The 16,076-nt window shown below is 55.1% G+C and carries 18 protein-coding genes and 2 tRNA genes; 10 read left to right on the forward strand and 10 right to left on the reverse strand.

Annotated elements, in window-relative coordinates; translation table 11 throughout:
* Positions 1–186 precede the first annotated feature (186 nt).
* The 4 genes from mdtK (at position 187) to V5P19_RS07325 (ending at position 3,589) form a co-directional block, all read left to right on the forward strand.
* Positions 187–1,560: an MdtK family multidrug efflux MATE transporter gene (gene mdtK / locus V5P19_RS07310; RefSeq protein ID WP_334401664.1), complete on the forward strand. Its 1,374-nt coding sequence runs from the start codon at positions 187–189 to the stop codon at positions 1,558–1,560.
* A gap of 153 nt (positions 1,561–1,713) precedes the next feature.
* Positions 1,714–1,790: transfer RNA gene (locus tag V5P19_RS07315), tRNA-Val, on the forward strand.
* 4 nt (positions 1,791–1,794) lie between these two features.
* Positions 1,795–1,871, forward strand: a tRNA-Val gene (locus V5P19_RS07320).
* A gap of 122 nt (positions 1,872–1,993) precedes the next feature.
* Entirely contained in the window at positions 1,994–3,589 is a 1,596-nt protein-coding gene (locus tag V5P19_RS07325; protein WP_334401666.1) for an FAD-NAD(P)-binding protein, read from the forward strand.
* Between the two features lie 28 nt (positions 3,590–3,617).
* Here V5P19_RS07325 and V5P19_RS07330 read toward each other — a convergent pair whose 3' ends face one another.
* Positions 3,618–4,253: a carbonic anhydrase gene (locus V5P19_RS07330; RefSeq protein ID WP_334401668.1), complete on the reverse strand. Its 636-nt coding sequence runs from the start codon at positions 4,251–4,253 to the stop codon at positions 3,618–3,620.
* Between the two features lie 72 nt (positions 4,254–4,325).
* A complete protein-coding gene (locus V5P19_RS07335; RefSeq protein WP_334401671.1) occupies positions 4,326–5,108 on the reverse strand; it encodes an MBL fold metallo-hydrolase in 783 nt (260 codons plus the stop codon).
* A gap of 125 nt (positions 5,109–5,233) precedes the next feature.
* Here V5P19_RS07335 and V5P19_RS07340 point away from each other — a divergent pair, with 125 nt between their 5' ends.
* Positions 5,234–5,374: a hypothetical protein gene (locus tag V5P19_RS07340; protein ID WP_013096938.1), complete on the forward strand. Its 141-nt coding sequence runs from the start codon at positions 5,234–5,236 to the stop codon at positions 5,372–5,374.
* Between the two features lie 36 nt (positions 5,375–5,410).
* Here the strand turns inward: V5P19_RS07340 and V5P19_RS07345 are convergent, their stop codons facing one another.
* The 4 genes from V5P19_RS07345 to V5P19_RS07360 form a co-directional block, all read right to left on the reverse strand.
* On the reverse strand, positions 5,411–5,890 hold the full coding sequence (locus tag V5P19_RS07345; protein WP_334401674.1) for a heme-binding protein: 480 nt from the start codon (positions 5,888–5,890) through the stop codon (positions 5,411–5,413).
* Positions 5,891–5,979: 89 nt separating this feature from the next.
* Positions 5,980–6,591 (reverse strand): LuxR C-terminal-related transcriptional regulator, encoded by a 612-nt coding sequence (locus V5P19_RS07350; protein WP_334401675.1) that lies wholly within the window; start codon positions 6,589–6,591, stop codon positions 5,980–5,982.
* Positions 6,584–7,909, reverse strand: coding sequence for an ATP-binding protein (locus V5P19_RS07355; protein WP_334401677.1), 1,326 nt, complete (start codon positions 7,907–7,909; stop codon positions 6,584–6,586). The genes V5P19_RS07350 and V5P19_RS07355 overlap by 8 nt, the downstream gene beginning before the upstream one ends.
* 107 nt (positions 7,910–8,016) lie before the next feature.
* Entirely contained in the window at positions 8,017–8,184 is a 168-nt protein-coding gene (locus V5P19_RS07360; RefSeq protein ID WP_334401679.1) for a hypothetical protein, read from the reverse strand.
* Between the two features lie 246 nt (positions 8,185–8,430).
* Between V5P19_RS07360 and V5P19_RS07365 the strand changes: the two genes are divergently transcribed.
* From V5P19_RS07365 to V5P19_RS07380, 4 genes are read left to right on the forward strand one after another with little or no spacing between them, the layout of a single operon-like run.
* Positions 8,431–9,249 carry an ABC transporter substrate-binding protein gene (locus V5P19_RS07365; protein ID WP_334401681.1) on the forward strand — a complete coding sequence of 273 codons (819 nt, stop codon included), beginning with the start codon at positions 8,431–8,433 and terminating at the stop codon, positions 9,247–9,249.
* 1 nt (position 9,250) lies between these two features.
* Positions 9,251–10,066, forward strand: a complete 816-nt coding sequence (locus tag V5P19_RS07370) for an amino acid ABC transporter ATP-binding protein (protein WP_334401683.1) — start codon at positions 9,251–9,253, stop codon at positions 10,064–10,066.
* Complete coding sequence (locus V5P19_RS07375) at positions 10,066–10,812, forward strand: amino acid ABC transporter permease (protein WP_334401685.1); 747 nt, start codon at positions 10,066–10,068, stop codon at positions 10,810–10,812. The genes V5P19_RS07370 and V5P19_RS07375 overlap by 1 nt, the downstream gene beginning before the upstream one ends.
* The gene (locus V5P19_RS07380) at positions 10,796–11,482 is read left to right on the forward strand and encodes an amino acid ABC transporter permease (protein WP_334401686.1); all 687 of its coding nucleotides are present in this window, start codon (positions 10,796–10,798) and stop codon (positions 11,480–11,482) included. Before V5P19_RS07375 ends, V5P19_RS07380 begins: the two co-directional genes overlap by 17 nt.
* Here the strand turns inward: V5P19_RS07380 and fumD are convergent.
* The 4 genes from fumD to V5P19_RS07400 all read right to left on the reverse strand — a co-directional run bounded on the left by fumD (position 11,463) and on the right by V5P19_RS07400 (position 14,301).
* Positions 11,463–11,672 (reverse strand): fumarate hydratase FumD, encoded by a 210-nt coding sequence (fumD, locus tag V5P19_RS07385; protein WP_008500615.1) that lies wholly within the window; start codon positions 11,670–11,672, stop codon positions 11,463–11,465. The two genes, V5P19_RS07380 and fumD, sit on opposite strands and share 20 nt — an antisense overlap.
* A gap of 108 nt (positions 11,673–11,780) precedes the next feature.
* Positions 11,781–12,593, reverse strand: coding sequence for a MetQ/NlpA family ABC transporter substrate-binding protein (locus tag V5P19_RS07390; protein ID WP_010430254.1), 813 nt, complete (start codon positions 12,591–12,593; stop codon positions 11,781–11,783).
* Positions 12,594–12,617: 24 nt separating this feature from the next.
* A complete protein-coding gene (locus tag V5P19_RS07395) occupies positions 12,618–13,286 on the reverse strand; it encodes a methionine ABC transporter permease (protein ID WP_334401690.1) in 669 nt (222 codons plus the stop codon).
* Complete coding sequence (locus tag V5P19_RS07400) at positions 13,279–14,301, reverse strand: ATP-binding cassette domain-containing protein (RefSeq protein WP_334401692.1); 1,023 nt, start codon at positions 14,299–14,301, stop codon at positions 13,279–13,281. Before V5P19_RS07400 ends, V5P19_RS07395 begins: the two co-directional genes overlap by 8 nt.
* A 403-nt stretch (positions 14,302–14,704) precedes the next feature.
* Between V5P19_RS07400 and V5P19_RS07405 the strand changes: the two genes are divergently transcribed.
* Positions 14,705–16,075, forward strand: a complete 1,371-nt coding sequence (locus V5P19_RS07405) for a pyridoxal-phosphate dependent enzyme (RefSeq protein WP_334401694.1) — start codon at positions 14,705–14,707, stop codon at positions 16,073–16,075.
* Position 16,076 lies beyond the last annotated feature (1 nt).

The raw sequence follows: 16,076 nt of genomic DNA on the forward strand, positions 1-16,076 counted from the left end.
TTTAATCCCACCACAATAACAGTTGGAAAAACAGGTTGCCAGCGGAGCGCATTGACTGGCGATTTTTCCACTAGATAATTAGTTAAACCCCGCTACAATAGCTGGCACCCCCCTGCATTTTCTTCTTGCTGCCCGTTTCGGCGGCTTTTTTACTCTCTCAAATAACAACAATACAAAGGTGTTCACGTGCAGAAGTACATGAATGAAGCGCGGCAATTATTGGCACTGGCTATACCGGTGATCATCGCGCAAGTGGCCCAAACTGCAATGGGATTTGTGGATACGGTGATGGCGGGTGGCTACAGCGCCACCGATATGGCGGCCGTAGCGATAGGAACCTCAATCTGGCTCCCAGCAATCCTCTTTGGTCACGGCCTGCTGCTGGCGCTCACGCCGGTTATCGCACAGTTGAACGGTTCCGGCCGTCGCGAACGTATTGCCCATCAGGTACGCCAGGGGTTCTGGCTGGCGGGTTTTGTCTCGGTGCTGATTATGGTAGTGCTCTGGAACGCCGGACATATTATTCGCGCCATGCACAATATTGACCCCGCGCTGGCTGATAAAGCCGTAGGCTATCTGCGCGCCCTGCTCTGGGGTGCGCCCGGTTACCTCTTTTTCCAGGTTGCGCGTAACCAGTGTGAAGGGCTGGCAAAAACCAAGCCCGGCATGGTGATGGGCTTTATCGGCCTGCTGGTGAACATTCCCGTCAACTACGTCTTCATCTACGGTCATTTCGGCATGCCTGAGCTTGGCGGCGTAGGCTGTGGGGTGGCTACAGCCGCGGTTTACTGGGTGATGTTTTTCAGCATGCTTACCTTTGTTAAGCGCGCCCGCTCAATGCGCGACATTCGTAACGACCGTTCATTTAGCACGCCAGACTGGAACATCGTAAAACGCCTGGTACAGTTAGGTCTGCCTATCGCGCTGGCGCTTTTTTTCGAAGTGACGCTGTTCGCCGTCGTTGCTCTGCTGGTCTCGCCTCTCGGGATTATTGACGTCGCAGGGCACCAGATTGCCCTGAACTTCAGTTCCCTGATGTTCGTCCTGCCAATGTCGCTGGCCGCTGCCGTGACTATTCGCGTGGGCTTCCGTCTTGGGCAAGGTTCAACGCTGGATGCACAAACGGCTGCGCGCACCGGGCTGGGTGTCGGTGTCTGTATGGCCGCCTGTACGGCACTGTTTACCGTCGCGCTGCGTGAGCAGATTGCCCTGCTCTATAACGACAACCCGGAGGTTGTTATTCTGGCGTCGCATCTGATGCTGCTGGCCGCAATTTATCAGGTCTCGGATTCCATTCAGGTCATCGGCAGCGGCGTTCTGCGAGGGTATAAAGATACGCGTTCTATCTTCTTTATCACCTTCATCGCCTATTGGGTGCTGGGCCTGCCGTGCGGTTATGTCCTGGCGCTGACCGATCTGGTGGTTGATCGCATGGGTCCGGCAGGATTCTGGATCGGCTTTATTATCGGTCTGACCTCCGCCGCCATCATGATGATGCTGCGGATGCGCTTCCTGCAGCGTCAGCCATCAACGATGATTTTGCAACGCGCCGCGCGTTAAACAAGCAGTAGCCGCCTGCTGGCGGCTACTTTCTCTTCACTTTGCGCGGTAATGAAGCAATCGCGTGAAATCAGAGAGAAAATTGCATTTTCCCTCTTGCCTGTTCGAGGCTGTGCCGCTAATATTCGTCCCCGTTGTCACTGACAACGCGTTGCGTTCATAGCTCAGTTGGTTAGAGCACCACCTTGACATGGTGGGGGTCGTTGGTTCGAGTCCAATTGAACGCACCATTCTGCGTCCGTAGCTCAGTTGGTTAGAGCACCACCTTGACATGGTGGGGGTCGGTGGTTCGAGTCCACTCGGACGCACCATTTCAGTCCTGAAATGGTGCAAAATCCTCTCTAAGCACCCTGAATAATCCCAATTTCCTGATTTTGTCAGTCTTCTCCTGCTACGCTTTTCTTATGGAAAAAATAATGCAGGAAGACTGTCGATGAAGAAAATTGCCATTATCGGCGCAGGCCCTACAGGGATTTATACCTTTTACGCCCTTCTGAACAGCAATAACCCGCTCTCACTCTCCGTCTTTGAACAGGCAGAAGAAGCCGGTGTCGGGATGCCCTACAGCGACGAAGAAAACTCGCGTCTTATGCTGGCAAACATTGCGAGCATCGAAATCCCTCCCGTATTCATCACCTACCTTGAGTGGCTTAAAACGCAGAGCCCGTCGCACCTTGCACGCTATGGGGTGGAGAAATCCACGCTGCACGACAGACAGTTTTTACCGCGCATTCTGTTGGGGGAATATTTTCGCGATTGCTTTTTGGCGCTTGTGGACGAGGCAAAAAGGCGTGGGTTTGAGGTGCAGGTTTTTGAATCCTCCCCCGTTACCGATCTTGATGTCAGCGCTGACGGCGTTACGCTTTCAGTGAACGATGAACCCTTCAATGAACGGTTTGATCTTGCCGTCATTGCCACCGGTCACGTCTGGCCGGATGACGATGAAGCCACCCGCACCTATTTCCCTAGCCCTTGGTCAGGGCTGATGGACGCCAGCATTCCCGCCTGCCGCGTCGGCATTATGGGGACCTCACTCAGCGGACTGGATGCCGCGATGGCCGTGGTAATTCAGCACGGAGAATTTGTTGACGATGAGTTCAGGCTGGAAGAAAAAAGTCAGGATTTGAAAATTGTATTGATGTCACGCACGGGTATCCTCCCTGAGGCTGATTTCTATTGTCCCATCCCCTATGAACCCTTAACCATCCTGACCGAAACCGCTGCTGAAGCGGAAGTGAAAAAGGGCTCTGAGGGTTTACTCGACCGTATATTTTCACTCATGGTGAAAGAACTTGAGCAGGCCGATCCCCAGTGGAGCAACGCCATTGAATTACGCTCGCTGAATGCCGACACGCTGCTTGATGCCTGGTTTGCGGATCGCAAAAAACATGATCCCTTCCTGTGGGCAGAGGAGAATCTTCAGGAGGTGGAGCGAAACAAGCGCGATAAACGCACCGTCGCGTGGCGCTATACCGTTCTCCGGCTTCATGAAGTGATTCAGGAGATTGTTCCCCATTTCTCGGAGCAGGATGGAAAACGATTCAGACAGGGCCTGGCGCGCGTTTTTATCGATAATTATGCCGCCATTCCTCCCCAGTCAATCCGCAGGCTGCTGGGGCTGCGTCAAGCCGGAATTCTCAGCGTTGTCGCACTCGGGAATGATTACGACCTGGATATCGGCAGCCATCAAACCGTTATCACCACCCAGGACAACACGTACCGTTTCGACGTGTATATTGACGCGCGAGGGCAAAAACCGCTTAAGACCCGGGATCTTCCCTTCCCCACGCTTCGGAAACACCTTCAGACAACGGGCGAAGAGATCCCCGATATCGGTGATGATTACACGCTAAGAGAACCCGACAGTCTGCGCGGACGAATTGCGTTTGGTGCGATACCCTGGCTCATGCACGATCACCCCTTTGTTCAGGGACTGGCAGAGTGCGCAGAGATTGGAGAGGCGATGGCGAAAGCGGCCATGAAACCGGCTTCTGGCTCACGCAGGAAGTTACCCTGGGTGGACAACTGACAGGGCTTCCATGCCCTGCTGCGCCTGATTACTCGTAGAAGACTTCCGGGTTTTCAGACAGGGAGACGAAGGTTTTCGTCGCTTTATCCAGCGCACGAATATCGCCGCTTTCGATGTCGTACACCCAGCCGTGCAGGCGGATGGAGTTGTTGCGCAGGCCCACAGCAACCGACGGATGGGTTTTAATGTTGCTCAGCTGCGCGAAGACGTTTTCCTGCACCATCGCGTTAACCTTATCGATCGGCTGGTCCCAGGACTTCTTCTCAACCACGGCTTTGGCCGCATCGGAATAACGCAGCCAGTGTGATACCGCAGGCATTGGCTCAAGGTTTGCGTTGTCGGCAATCGCTTTCATGGCACCACAGTTGGAGTGGCCACAGATCACGATGTCCGTCACGCCCAGCGCCACAACCGCATACTCGATAGTCGCGGAGACGCCGCCTGGCTCTGGCCCGAACGGTGGCACAATATTGCCCGCATTACGAATGACAAAAAGCTGTCCCGGCTCTTGCTGAGTCACCAGTTCTGGTACCAGACGGCTGTCAGAGCAGGAGATGAACAGCGCTTTGGGATTTTGACTGGACGCTAAACTGCGAAAGAGCTCTTTACGTTGCGGGAAAATCTCTTTTTGAAAGCTGAGAAAACCTTCAATGATATGTTGCATAGCAATTTCTCTTTTATCTGTTTTAGTTTAGGCATGATCAAGATCACGCTCCTGAAGTTTACCCACCGTGCTTTACCTGAGACAAGCAATATATTTCTGGCCTGACCGCTGCACAATGTCGTCCGCATTCGCCAGAATGTTCTGGCCTTCGAATGCGCCGTATAGCCGTTCAAACGCCGTACCTTGCAAAAGCCCGGTTACCCGCGCCACCTCGCTGGCAGGCAGCGGGAGCATATTCGGATAACTCCACATAAACGACACGGCATCATTACCGGGCGTTACCTGCAGGATATCCCCCGCCAGCAATACTCCTTCGCCGCCATGCCAGTGCAGCACCGTCCCGCCCGCGAAGTGACCGCCAAGCCGCAGCAACGTGACCGAGGGTGCAATCTCCAGCGCATCCCCCTCCCAAAAGCGAATGGCCGGGCTGTCGCGCATCAACCACGCCCGATCGCCGGCATGAAGGTACACGGTCGCGTCGAAAGCTTTAGCCCACTCCTGCAGGGTGGTGTAGTAATGCGGATGCGAAATCGCGATGGCTTTTATGCCGCCCAGCGCGGTGATTAACGTTTTGGTTGCCGGATCGAGGTTAGCGATACAATCCCACAGAATATTTCCCTGCGGCGTACGCAACAGCAGCGCACGCTGGTTGATGGCAAAGGCAGGGACCGTTTTGATGCTCAACAGATGGGGTTCCAGCTGTTGCCATGTGTTGGTGTGGGTCGCCGTGACGCTTTCAAAATCTACCCACGCCTGTCCGGTCACCGGGACATACTGGCGTTCATCCTCACAAATCGGGCAGCGCTCCGGTCTGGGATCGTAAGAGGTACCGCAGGTTTTGCAGAGTGTAATCATGGGCGCTCCTCAGCCGTAAATCACTGAGTATGGCAGGGATTATCCTTATGTGCTGCGAGGTACATTACTGCCTTTTTTTGCCCTATACTGTGCCAGTATCAAAAACCGAACAACGCAGGTGCAACATGGAAATCGATCTCGAAAACTTAGTTTTTAACGGACTGGATGAAGCGGAAGAACGTAACGCGGAACGTCTGGACGACGCGGATAAAAAAGCGCAGGCGATTGTCGCCGACGACGACTGCGGCGACGCCTGCAAGATCTGATGAAAAAGCACCGGCTAACCCGGTGCTTTTTTTATGCTATTTGTTCAGCCCGTCAAGGGCCGCCTGAGCGCAGGCCTCATCAAGATGACCGCCCGGCGCGCCGCCGATGCCAATCGCCCCGATCACCTCATCGCCCTCTTTCACCGGCAGCCCGCCCGCCAGCAACAGGAAGCCCGGAACATCACGCATATTCTGCGCACCCGCGTTATTCTGCGCGGCTTCCATCACCTTGCCTGAGGCATTCTTCGTACTGACTGCGGTGTATGCCTTCATTTCGCTGGCCTTCACCGTATGTGGACCGGCATTATCCGTGCGCTGCACCGCTTTCACCACGCCCGCGCGGTCAACCACGGTGACCGTCACCTGATAGTTTTTCGCCATGCACGCCTGTACGGCAGACGTTGCCAGCGCATTTGCCTGCGCCAGGGAGAGATTCTTTTGGCTCAGCGCGTCAGCCTGCGCCGCCAGGCTAACGCTACCGGCGAAAAACGCCGCAATCATCATGAACTTTTTCATCGCACATCCTCGACTGTTGGGAAACAGTACGAGGTTACTGAAGCAGACGATGCAACGTAATTCGGTTGATTACGCAATCCACCTGGTAGTTATACGGATTGCAATTTGTCGTACTCCCGGCTCGCCTGAACCAGGCTGGTGACGCCAAGCTTCGCCAATGCCGACGCACGGTGTGCCTCCACCGTTCTGGGCGAGAGGTTAAGCTGCGCAGCCACCTCTTTATTGCTGAGCCCTTCCATCAGCACGGTCAACACTTCATGTTCGCGTGCAGTCAGCTGTTCAAAACGCGCTTTTATTCGCGACCTCTCCTGCCAGGCGCTAAAACGTCGCTGGCTCTCCTCAAACGCGAAGCCGATTGTTTCTATCAGCTTATCGGCATCCAGCGGCTTGGTGAAAAATTCAAACACGCCGTTACGAAATGCCCGACGGCAGGCGTCAACGGTACCGTGCCCGGTCATGATAATGACCGGCAGCATCGGCCATGGCCATTCACTTTCCTCCAGCCAGGCCAATCCCCCTTTGCCCGGCATACGCATATCCAGCAACATACACCCGACCAGCGTCACATCGCTAACGTGATCGGCGGTAAACGCGCCAATACTCTCAAACGTTTTTACCTTCCACCCCATCCCCGAGAGTAAAAACGCCATTGATTCCCGGATAGATTCATCGTCATCAATCAGCCAGAGGGTATTATCCACGCGTTGCCTCCTTTCCATTCGCCAGCAGTAACTGGATTTGAGCCCCGCCCTGCGGGCCATTACCCAGCGTTATCGCCCCATTCATCCGCGTGATTAACGACTCCGTCAATGTCATACCGAGACCTATTCCCCCTTCTCGTCCGCTGTAAAAAGGCATAAACGCATTCTGCAGCGCGTCGGGACTAAAGCCTGGCCCACCGTCGGTGAGGGTAATCTCAACACCCTTTGCGCTTTTCTGACTTTTAATTCTTACCCAGCCCCGATCGCATCCCTGCTGAGCCTGGATCGCATTACTGAGCAGATTGTGTAACACCTGCTCTAGCCAGAGCCTGTCCGCCAGCACGGTGGTTGCCTCCGGCGCAAAGGCGTGGCTAACCGTGATATGTTCGGCTCGCCGCTCATGCTCCAGTAAATTCACCACCTGCTGCCAGCATTGCATCAGATCGACTTCCCGCAGAGTGACTTTCTCCTGCACAACATGTTCACGAAAGCGCGTTAACAAAGCACTGATACGCTGCGTTTGCGTCAGTGCGCCCGCCAGCGCCTGCGACACCGCCTGTGGATTGTCCCTTTGCTGCTGACGCTGTGCGCCCTGAATCCAGGTTTGCACGGCAGTGAGCGGCTGGTTTATTTCATGAACAATGCCCGCGGTGATCTCGCCCAGCGTGTTGAGCCTGGCGTGCTGGTAATAAAGGGCCCGCTGCTCGGCATCCTTCCGCGCTTTACGCTGCCAGAGCACGGTGCTCGCGGCCGCAATCACGATTGCCCAGCCTAAAAAAAGCAGGATAACGCTATACCATGAGACGCCGAGCCAGTCCGGCTCAGCGTCGGCTGTGAGAATAAAGGGCTGAGTGTGCTGCGGGAAACTACGCTGCCAGTGCCAGAAGGCTTCTGACGTCCCCTCATCGTCTGCGCGGGTGAAGCCTATGCTAAGCTGCGCAAAAGAATGATGTGCGTTAAGTAAAGGGCTCGGATCAATCAGCACCCGGATCTGACGCCAGGGGTTATACAACCAGTACTGATAGCCTTGGGCGGGTTCAACGCGTGCGGCATCCAGCGCGCGTCCTGACGTTTTTTCCAGCGAAAGAATATGAGGGAACTTTTTACGCAGTGCCGCCATATCTTCATCGCCATTCAGAAGCGGCAATACCGATTCGTTTTGCGTTAACACAGCGCTGATTTCTGAAAACAACGCAGAGAACTCACGGTCGCGATCCCAGAACTGACGCCGAATCTGCTCGGCATAAAGCAACACGCCGCTGACGAAGCAGACGGCGAGCCAGACGATAAGGGTGCGTTTTAAAAGTGTGTTCTTCATTCCGTTAACTGACAAGACTCAATATCCTGTCGACATTAACAGCTAACCTGAATCAGAACAAAATTACGCACAGCTCATTCCAGTACATTTCGCGCGTGCGGCGCAGTTCAGCGTGACGTTTTATCATGAAACCACTCCGGGTCGATGTTCGCGACGTCCACGCCATACAGGCTGGCGACGGGCAGTATTGACTCAAGAACACGTTGCGCGCTGTTCTCCGCATTGGCCTGCCGGGTCGCAAAAAACCGCCGTAACGTGCTTATCCATTTTTTCATCGTCTTTACACCCTCTTCGCTTTGCCTGAACTCAGTTAACCACCCAACCGCCGCGCAGGGGAAATGCCAATATTGACTGTTGATGTGCAAGATCCGCAAATAGCGCCACTTTCATTCACCGCTCAGTAACACATTGTTCACTAATGCTTTTTTGCATATAGCAAAGAACGATTTCTTATTTGGCGATAGCATTCGCTTATGGGAGCGTAACAGGACAAAACAAAAACGACGGGATGACGTATGACTATGGCAACACACAGAAAAGCGTATCAAAAATTAGCGCTGGGAATGGTTTTACTGGCGGCAGCAACCCAGGTTCAGGCCGACCAGCTGGCCGATATTAAAGCCGCAGGCGTGGTGAAAGTGGCCACCTTTGACGCAAACCCGCCGTTTGGGTCAATTGATGCCAAAACACACCAAATCGTCGGCTATGACGTCGATTTCGCCAACGCGCTGGCAAAAGCGCTTGGCGTGAAGCTGGAACTGGTTGCCACTAACCCGGCCAACCGTCTCCCGCTGCTTCAGTCCGGCAAAGCGGATTTAATTGTCGCGGACATTACCATTACGCCGGAACGCGCGCAGGTGATAGATTTCTCAACGCCTTATTTCGTCACCGGGCAGCAATTCCTGGTCCCGGCCAAATCCCCTGACAAACTGGACGATTACAGCCGGGCGCGCATCGGCGCAGTAAAAGGGACAACCGGTGAGCAGGCGCTGCACCAGCGTTTCCCGCAGTCCCGCGTCCTTGCTTATGACGATATTCCGCTGGCGCTGACGGCACTTCGCAACGGCAACGTACAGGCAATCACCCAGGACAGCACCATTCTGGCCGGTCTGCTGGCACAGGCGCCGGATAAAGCAAACTTCAAAATTCTGCCCGACCTGCTCAGTAAAGAAGAGATTGGCGTGGGCGTGAAAAAGGGGGAAACCGCGCTGCTGAAGGTCGTGAACGACGAGCTGGTTAACCTTGAGCTAAACGGTCAGGCCGCCAAAATCTACGACGTTTGGTTTGGTCCACACACCCCTTCTCCACAGCCTCGTGCCTTTACAATAGAAGCCCAGTAACATGCTCTCAGGTCTTTTTTCACACTCCGCGGCCGGTGCCGCGGATTTTTCACGTCTGGACCACGCCAGCGTGGAATTTCGCGACGTGGTTAAACGCTACGGCGATCATCACGTTTTAAAAGGCATCAACCTGCGCATCACACCTGGCGAAGTGGTTGCTATCCTCGGCCCTTCAGGTTCGGGCAAATCCACGCTCATTCGGCTTATCAATCAGCTTGAAACCCTGAACGGCGGCGAGATCCTGATCGACAACAAACCGACAGGCCAGCTTTCTGGCGCAGCGCTGCGCCAGTTGCGCAGCCGGGTGGGGTTTGTGTTCCAGCAATTTAATCTCTATGCCCATCTTACGGCCAGCCAGAACATTACTCTGGCGCTCGAACATGTCCACGGCTGGAAAGCCGCACCGGCGCAGGAACGGGCGCTGGCACTGCTGGAAAAAGTGGGGATGCTGGAAAAAGCCCATCACTTTCCCGCCGAGCTTTCCGGCGGGCAGCAGCAGCGCGTGGCCATTGCCCGTGCGCTGGCCTCTTCTCCGCAAATCATTCTGTTCGACGAACCGACCTCCGCGCTGGATCCGGAGATGATTGGCGAGGTGCTATTCGTCATGAAAGCGCTGGCCCACAGCGGGATCACCATGATTGTGGTCACGCATGAGATGCAGTTTGCGCGCGAAATAGCCGACCGGATTGTGTTTATCGACGGTGGGCAGATTCTGGAAACCGCCCCGCCGGAACAGTTCTTTTCCCACCCGTCCCACCCGCGCGCGCAGCGGTTCCTGCAAAAAGTCCTGAACCCGCTTCATCAGGAGCATCTGTAATGCCCGCGCTCGACTGGCAGGGGGTGCTGACCGGGCAGCCCCTGCAGTGGATATTATCCGGTTTTCTCACCACCCTGTGGGTCACTCTTGCGGGCCTGATTCTGGCGAGCCTGCTTGCGCTGCTTTTATTGCTGCTACGCCTGTCTGGCGGGCGGTTTGGTCATGCTGTTGTGAGCGGCTGGGTCTCACTTTTTCGCAATACACCCTTACTGGTGCAACTGCTGTTCTGGTATTTCGCTGCCTGGAACTGGCTGCCGCTGACGCTTCGGGATGTGGTTAATGCAGATCACGTCTGGTCGATTCTGCCGGGGGACGTTTGGTGGTTCACGCCCGAGTTTTTATGTTCGGCCTGGGGGTTAGGCGTGTTCACCTCAGCGTTTTTAATTGAAGAGGTCGAGTCAGGGCTACGTTCCGTCCCACGCGGACAACGGGAAGCCGCGCTGGCGCAGGGCTTTTCTGACTGGCGTCTGTTTCGCTACATCCTTCTGCCGCAAGGGCTTGCCAATGCCTGGCAGCCTGTCGTTGGGCAATATCTCAACCTGATGAAGCTCTCTTCGCTTGCCAGCGGCATTGGCTTTGCCGAACTGACCTATCAGGTGCGACAGATTGAAAGTTATAACGCCCACGCGCTGGAGGCCTTTATCGTGGGAACCGCATTGTATCTGTTTACCGGTGTCGTCATGGGCATGGCGCTGGTGCGTCTTGGCCCCCGCACAGGGAGGAATAAACATGATTGCCGGATTTAACGTCATCGCCGACAACCTGGATTATCTGCTGTGGGGACGTATGGCGACTGGCGAACCCGGCGGCGTGTTGCTCACCATGTTAATGGCAGCCGGTGCGGCCATCCTCGCCCTACCCGGCGGCATAATGCTTGCGTGCCTGGCCTGGCGTTTTACCGGAGCAATGCGCACCGCCCTTTTTCTGTGGGCCGAACTGATCCGCGGTATCCCGCTGATCTTCGTGATTTTCTGGATGTGGTATCTGCTGCCGCTCATGACAGGCGGCGATCTGCCCGGCGCGCTCACCGTCACGCTGGCATTGGCCTGGTTTACTGCGGCCTCGGTGATGCACACCGTGCTGGCCGGGCTAAACGCGCTGCCCCGGGGGCAATATGAAGCGGCATTAACCCAGGGCTTCAGCACGCAGCAGACCTTATGGCGCGTCCTGTTACCGCAGGTGATGCGCAATATTCTGCCGTCTCTGGTGGGGATTTTTATCAGCCTGCTGAAGGATACGTCGCTGGCGTTTATTGTGAACGTACCGGAGCTCACGACGGTGGCGGGACAGGTGAACAACCGGGTGCAGATTTACCCGGCGGCCATTTTTATCTTTACGGGCGTCGTCTACTATCTGCTCTGCTGTTCACTCGAACAGCTCGCGAAACGCTGGCGCGTTACCCGGCAAGCGCTTTAACCACCGTTTCCATGGCTTCGGTCGTCAATTCGCTGCGTTTTACGCGCTGGTTCGCCAGCGCCGTACGCAGCACGCCGGCAATCACAATATGCTTAGGCTCCTGGCCTAAATCACGCATCTCCAGAACCACTTTACCGACTACCCGGCACATCTCCTGGTACAGCGCTTCGTCTTTGGTCACATTGCCCATCGTCATCACTCCAATGCCGTAAACAGCCAGCTTAAATGATTCGTGCGCGGGATACAAAAAAGAAGCCCGGCGAGAGACTCACCGGGCTTCATCTGAGAAATCAGGTAATTAGTTATTAACCGGGATCACCGCGCCCTTATATTTGGTGCGGATCCAGTCCTGAATCTCTTTGGAGTGCAGCACGTTCACCAGCGCAACGATATCTTTTTTCTTCTCGTCGCCGCGGTGCACGGTAATGATGTTGGCATACGGATTGTTTTCACCGCTTTCTACCGCAATCGGGTCGTGAACCGGGTCCAGTCCTGCATCGATGGCGTAGTTCGCGTTGATCACCACGGCAGCACCTTCATCGTTGTTATACATCTGCGGCAGCAGTGACGCTTCAACGTTAGGGGTGAACTGCAGCTTTTTCGGGTTCTCCACGATATCGCTGATGCGTGCGGTCACTTTGTCGATGCCCGGTTTCAGCTTAATCACGCCCTCTTTCTCAAAGATGGAAAGAATACGACCCTCTTCTGAAACCGCATCACGCATGATGATTTTGCCGCCTTCCGGCAGGTCTTTCAGCGACTTATATTTTTTAGAGTAGATACCGATTGGTTCGATGTGGATCGCGCCCGCGCTGACAAAATCATAATCCTTATCACCGGCGTGATCTTTCAGCACGCTGTTCAGGTACGGGATATGCTGGAAGTAGTTGGCGTCAATATCACGGCCCGCCAGGGCGGTGTTTGGCAGAATGTAATCCTGGAACGGTTTGATTTCCAGATCGATACCCTGCTTCGCCAGAATCGGCTTCGCCTGCTCCAGAATTTCGGCGTGCGGCGTGTTAGACGCCCCTACGGTCAGGGTGTCGGCCCAGGAGGCAAAGCTCAAGGCGCTCAGGGTTGCGGCGGCGATCAGCGTCAGTGTTTTTTTCATGATGAGGGTTCCTGTGTGTATTTATTAGCGTTTATCTAACAGTGAAGTAATGACATCGCCGCAGAACTGGATAATGAAAACGATGATTAAAATGGTCACCGTTGCCACCAGCGTGACGTCACCATGGTTGCGCTGGAATCCTTCCAGATAAGCCAGATTTCCCAAACCACCGGCACCAATCACCCCCGCCATTGCGCTGTAGCTCACCAGCGCAATCAGCGTCACCGTAATACCTGAAACCAGTGCAGGCGATGATTCCGGCAGTAAAACCCGAAATACTACTGTGCTCAGTCGTGCGCCCATTGAGCGCGTTGCTTCAATAACCCCTTTGTCCACCTCACGCAGGGCAATCTCCACCAGCCGGGCATAGAACGGTGCGGCACCGACAATTAGCGCAGGCAGCGCGGCGTTCGCGCCAAGAATGGTCCCGACGATGGTTTTGGTGAACGGGATCAGCAAAACAATCAGGATGATGAACGGGATTGACCGAAACACGTTCACCACAATGGAAATCACGCTGTAGACCGTGCGGTTGTGGAACAGCCCGCCGCGCGCGGTGAGAAACAGCGCCAAACCCAGCACGATCCCCAGCACAAAGGTCGCCACGCCAGACAGGGCGGTCATGTACAGCGTCTCCAGCGTTGCCGCCCAGAGTTGGTCCCACTTCAGATGCGGGAAAAGCGTCTCAGCCATGTTTAATTACCTCGCCTTCAATATCGCTGTGCTGCAGGTCGGCGAGGATATTGTTCAGTTGTTCATCGGATGCCACCACGTGCACCCAGAGTTGCCCAAAAACACCGTGGGCGGTTTGCGTCATTTTTCCGTGCAGGATGTTAAACGGCAGGCCGTAGCGCAGCGTGAGTTCGCCAACGATGGGCTTATGCGTGCTGTGCCCGGTGAAGGTCAGCTTGATCACCGACCCTTCCAGTTCAGCTGTCAGCTCCGTATTAAAAGCTTCATCTTCAGCGTACTGGCTCACCTGACGCACAAACTGCTGGGTAATGGGCTGCTGCGGGTGGGTAAAAACGCGCAGCACGTCCCCCTCTTCCACCACCCTGCCGTTTTCCATCACCGCCACGCGGTCACAGATTTTGCGCACCACGTGCATCTCGTGGGTAATTAGCACGATGGTCAGTTTGAACCGACGGTTAATATCCAGCAGCAGATCGAGGATCTGATCGGTGGTTTGCGGATCAAGCGCAGAGGTGGCTTCGTCGCAGAGCAACACATCCGGATTATTGGCCAGCGCGCGCGCAATGCCCACGCGCTGTTTTTGCCCGCCGCTCAGCTGTGACGGATAGGCGTTTTCACGCCCCTTCAGGCCAACCAGCTCCACCAACTCGGCGACGCGCGCCGTGATGCTGGCTTTTGGCACGCCGGCGATTTGCATTGAAAAGGCAATGTTCTCATTTACCGTGCGCGACCACAGCAGGTTAAAGTGCTGGAACACCATGCTGATCTTCAAACGTGCCTGACGCAGCGCTTCTCCTTTTGCGGCGGAGATGTTCTGCCCGTTAATGGTCACGCTGCCGGTGGTCGGCTTTTCAAGACCATTCAGCAGGCGAATCAGGGTACTTTTGCCTGCGCCACTGTATCCAATGATGCCGTAAATCTGACCCTGCTCAATCGTCAAATTGACGTTGTCAACGGCTGTGAGCGCCATCTTTCCGTTGTCAAAAACCTTCGAAATATTGCTGAGTACGATCATTCTTATTCATTATCCGTGCCGCCTATAGCGGTTTAGCAGTATGGATGTCCAAATGAGTGTAAACAGCGGTTCTCCGCTTTTAAATGAACAAAAAGGCATTTCTTATAGCATGAGGAAATATGGGCCGGATTGACTGGGCGGGAAGCGATTAGACCAATTTCAGAAATGATTATCTGCCAGGTTGATATCTGACGAATAAAGCCCAGTAAAAATGGTTATTTTTGCAGCATTTTATGCCGATATAGCCATCCTCACATCCAGAGCACTTTACGTCTTGCTGTCCTGACATCCAAAAACCTCACTAATATTCCTTTCCGTTCTAAACGGCAGTGAATCGTTCTTTATTAAGAAATTTTCATGCTTCTATCATCCGGTCATGACCTCACCTCCTAAGGAAACGACCATGACGATTTATCACTCCGTCACCGAGCTGATTGGCCGCACGCCGCTTATCCAGCTGCACAAGCTTGAGACCGGACCCTGCGCGCTTTTTTTGAAGCTGGAAAACCAAAATCCGGGCGGCTCGATCAAAGACCGCGTCGCGCTGTCGATGATTAACGAAGCCGAGCGAAACGGCCTGCTGCAGCCGGGCGGTACCATCATTGAGGCTACGGCGGGAAATACGGGGCTCGGTCTGGCACTGATTGCCGCTCAGAAAGGCTACGCGCTGATCCTGGTGGTGCCGGACAAAATGAGCCGCGAGAAGATTTTCCACCTCCGCGCGCTGGGTGCTCAGGTGGTGCTGACCCGCTCCGACGTGAATAAGGGCCATCCGGCCTATTACCAGGATTACGCCCAGCGTCTGGCGAACGAGCTGCCTGGAGCGTATTACATCGACCAGTTTAATAATGAAGCCAATCCGCTGGCGCACCGCACCACAACGGCACCGGAACTGTATGAACAGCTAGACGGCAAGATTGACGCCATTGTGGTCGGCGTGGGTTCCGGCGGCACGCTAGGCGGTCTGCAGGCATGGTTTGCGGAACACTCCCCCCATACCGAGTTTGTCCTTGCCGATCCGGCGGGTTCCGTTTTGGCCGATCAGGTCGAAACCGGGCGTTATCACGATGCGGGTTCATGGCTGGTAGAAGGGATAGGCGAAGACTTTATTCCTCCGCTGGCACATATCGAAGGCGTCAATCGCGCCTGGCGCATTACGGACCGTGAAGCATTCACCACCGCGCGCGACCTGCTGAAAACCGAAGGTATCCTCGCGGGCTCGTCCAGCGGCACGTTGCTGGCGGCGGCGCTGAAGTATTGCCAGGCGCAAACTGAGCCGAAACGCGTCGTGACCTTCGCCTGCGATAGCGGAAACAAGTACCTCTCAAAGATGTTTAACGATGACTGGATGCGCCAGCAGGGGCTGATAACGCGCCCCCAGGCAGGCGATCTCTCCGACTATATTGCCCTGCGTCATGACGAAGGCGCGACCGTCACTGCCGCCCCGGATGACACCCTCTCTACCGTGCTGGCGCGCATGCGCCTGTATGACATTTCCCAGCTGCCGGTTCTGGAAGACGGCAAGGTTGTTGGCATTATCGATGAATGGGATCTGCTGCGGCATATCGGCGGCGATGGCGATCGCTTCGCCCTCCCCGTGACGGCTGCCATGACGCGTCAGGTTGAGTTTCTCGACAGGCACGCGCCGGAAAGCGCCCTGAACGCCATTTTCGACCGCGGTCTGGTGGCCGTGATAAACGACAACGACCGTTTTATGGGTCTGATTACGCGCAGCGATGTCCTCACCGCCTGGCGCAACCGCTTACCACACTAAA

Source organism: Enterobacter sp. UNJFSC 003 (genome assembly GCF_036903355.1).
Classification (GTDB): domain Bacteria; phylum Pseudomonadota; class Gammaproteobacteria; order Enterobacterales; family Enterobacteriaceae; genus Enterobacter.

Excerpts from the sequence above, each read along its gene's own strand:
- V5P19_RS07400 (WP_334401692.1), bottom strand. The coding sequence starts at position 14,301 with ATGATCGTACTCAGCAATATTTCGAAGGTTTTTGACAACGGAAAGATG.
- V5P19_RS07355 (WP_334401677.1), bottom strand. The coding sequence starts at position 7,909 with ATGAAGAACACACTTTTAAAACGCACCCTTATCGTCTGGCTCGCCGTC.
- V5P19_RS07405 (WP_334401694.1), top strand. The coding sequence starts at position 14,705 with ATGACGATTTATCACTCCGTCACCGAGCTGATTGGCCGCACGCCGCTT.
- V5P19_RS07335 (WP_334401671.1), bottom strand. The coding sequence starts at position 5,108 with ATGATTACACTCTGCAAAACCTGCGGTACCTCTTACGATCCCAGACCG.
- fumD (WP_008500615.1), bottom strand. The coding sequence starts at position 11,672 with ATGGGCAATGTGACCAAAGACGAAGCGCTGTACCAGGAGATGTGCCGG.
- V5P19_RS07340 (WP_013096938.1), top strand. The coding sequence starts at position 5,234 with ATGGAAATCGATCTCGAAAACTTAGTTTTTAACGGACTGGATGAAGCG.
- V5P19_RS07370 (WP_334401683.1), top strand. The coding sequence starts at position 9,251 with ATGCTCTCAGGTCTTTTTTCACACTCCGCGGCCGGTGCCGCGGATTTT.
- V5P19_RS07360 (WP_334401679.1), bottom strand. The coding sequence starts at position 8,184 with ATGAAAAAATGGATAAGCACGTTACGGCGGTTTTTTGCGACCCGGCAG.
- V5P19_RS07390 (WP_010430254.1), bottom strand. The coding sequence starts at position 12,593 with ATGAAAAAAACACTGACGCTGATCGCCGCCGCAACCCTGAGCGCCTTG.
- V5P19_RS07345 (WP_334401674.1), bottom strand. The coding sequence starts at position 5,890 with ATGAAAAAGTTCATGATGATTGCGGCGTTTTTCGCCGGTAGCGTTAGC.
- V5P19_RS07395 (WP_334401690.1), bottom strand. The coding sequence starts at position 13,286 with ATGGCTGAGACGCTTTTCCCGCATCTGAAGTGGGACCAACTCTGGGCG.
- V5P19_RS07325 (WP_334401666.1), top strand. The coding sequence starts at position 1,994 with ATGAAGAAAATTGCCATTATCGGCGCAGGCCCTACAGGGATTTATACC.
- V5P19_RS07380 (WP_334401686.1), top strand. The coding sequence starts at position 10,796 with ATGATTGCCGGATTTAACGTCATCGCCGACAACCTGGATTATCTGCTG.
- V5P19_RS07330 (WP_334401668.1), bottom strand. The coding sequence starts at position 4,253 with ATGCAACATATCATTGAAGGTTTTCTCAGCTTTCAAAAAGAGATTTTC.
- V5P19_RS07375 (WP_334401685.1), top strand. The coding sequence starts at position 10,066 with ATGCCCGCGCTCGACTGGCAGGGGGTGCTGACCGGGCAGCCCCTGCAG.
- V5P19_RS07365 (WP_334401681.1), top strand. The coding sequence starts at position 8,431 with ATGGCAACACACAGAAAAGCGTATCAAAAATTAGCGCTGGGAATGGTT.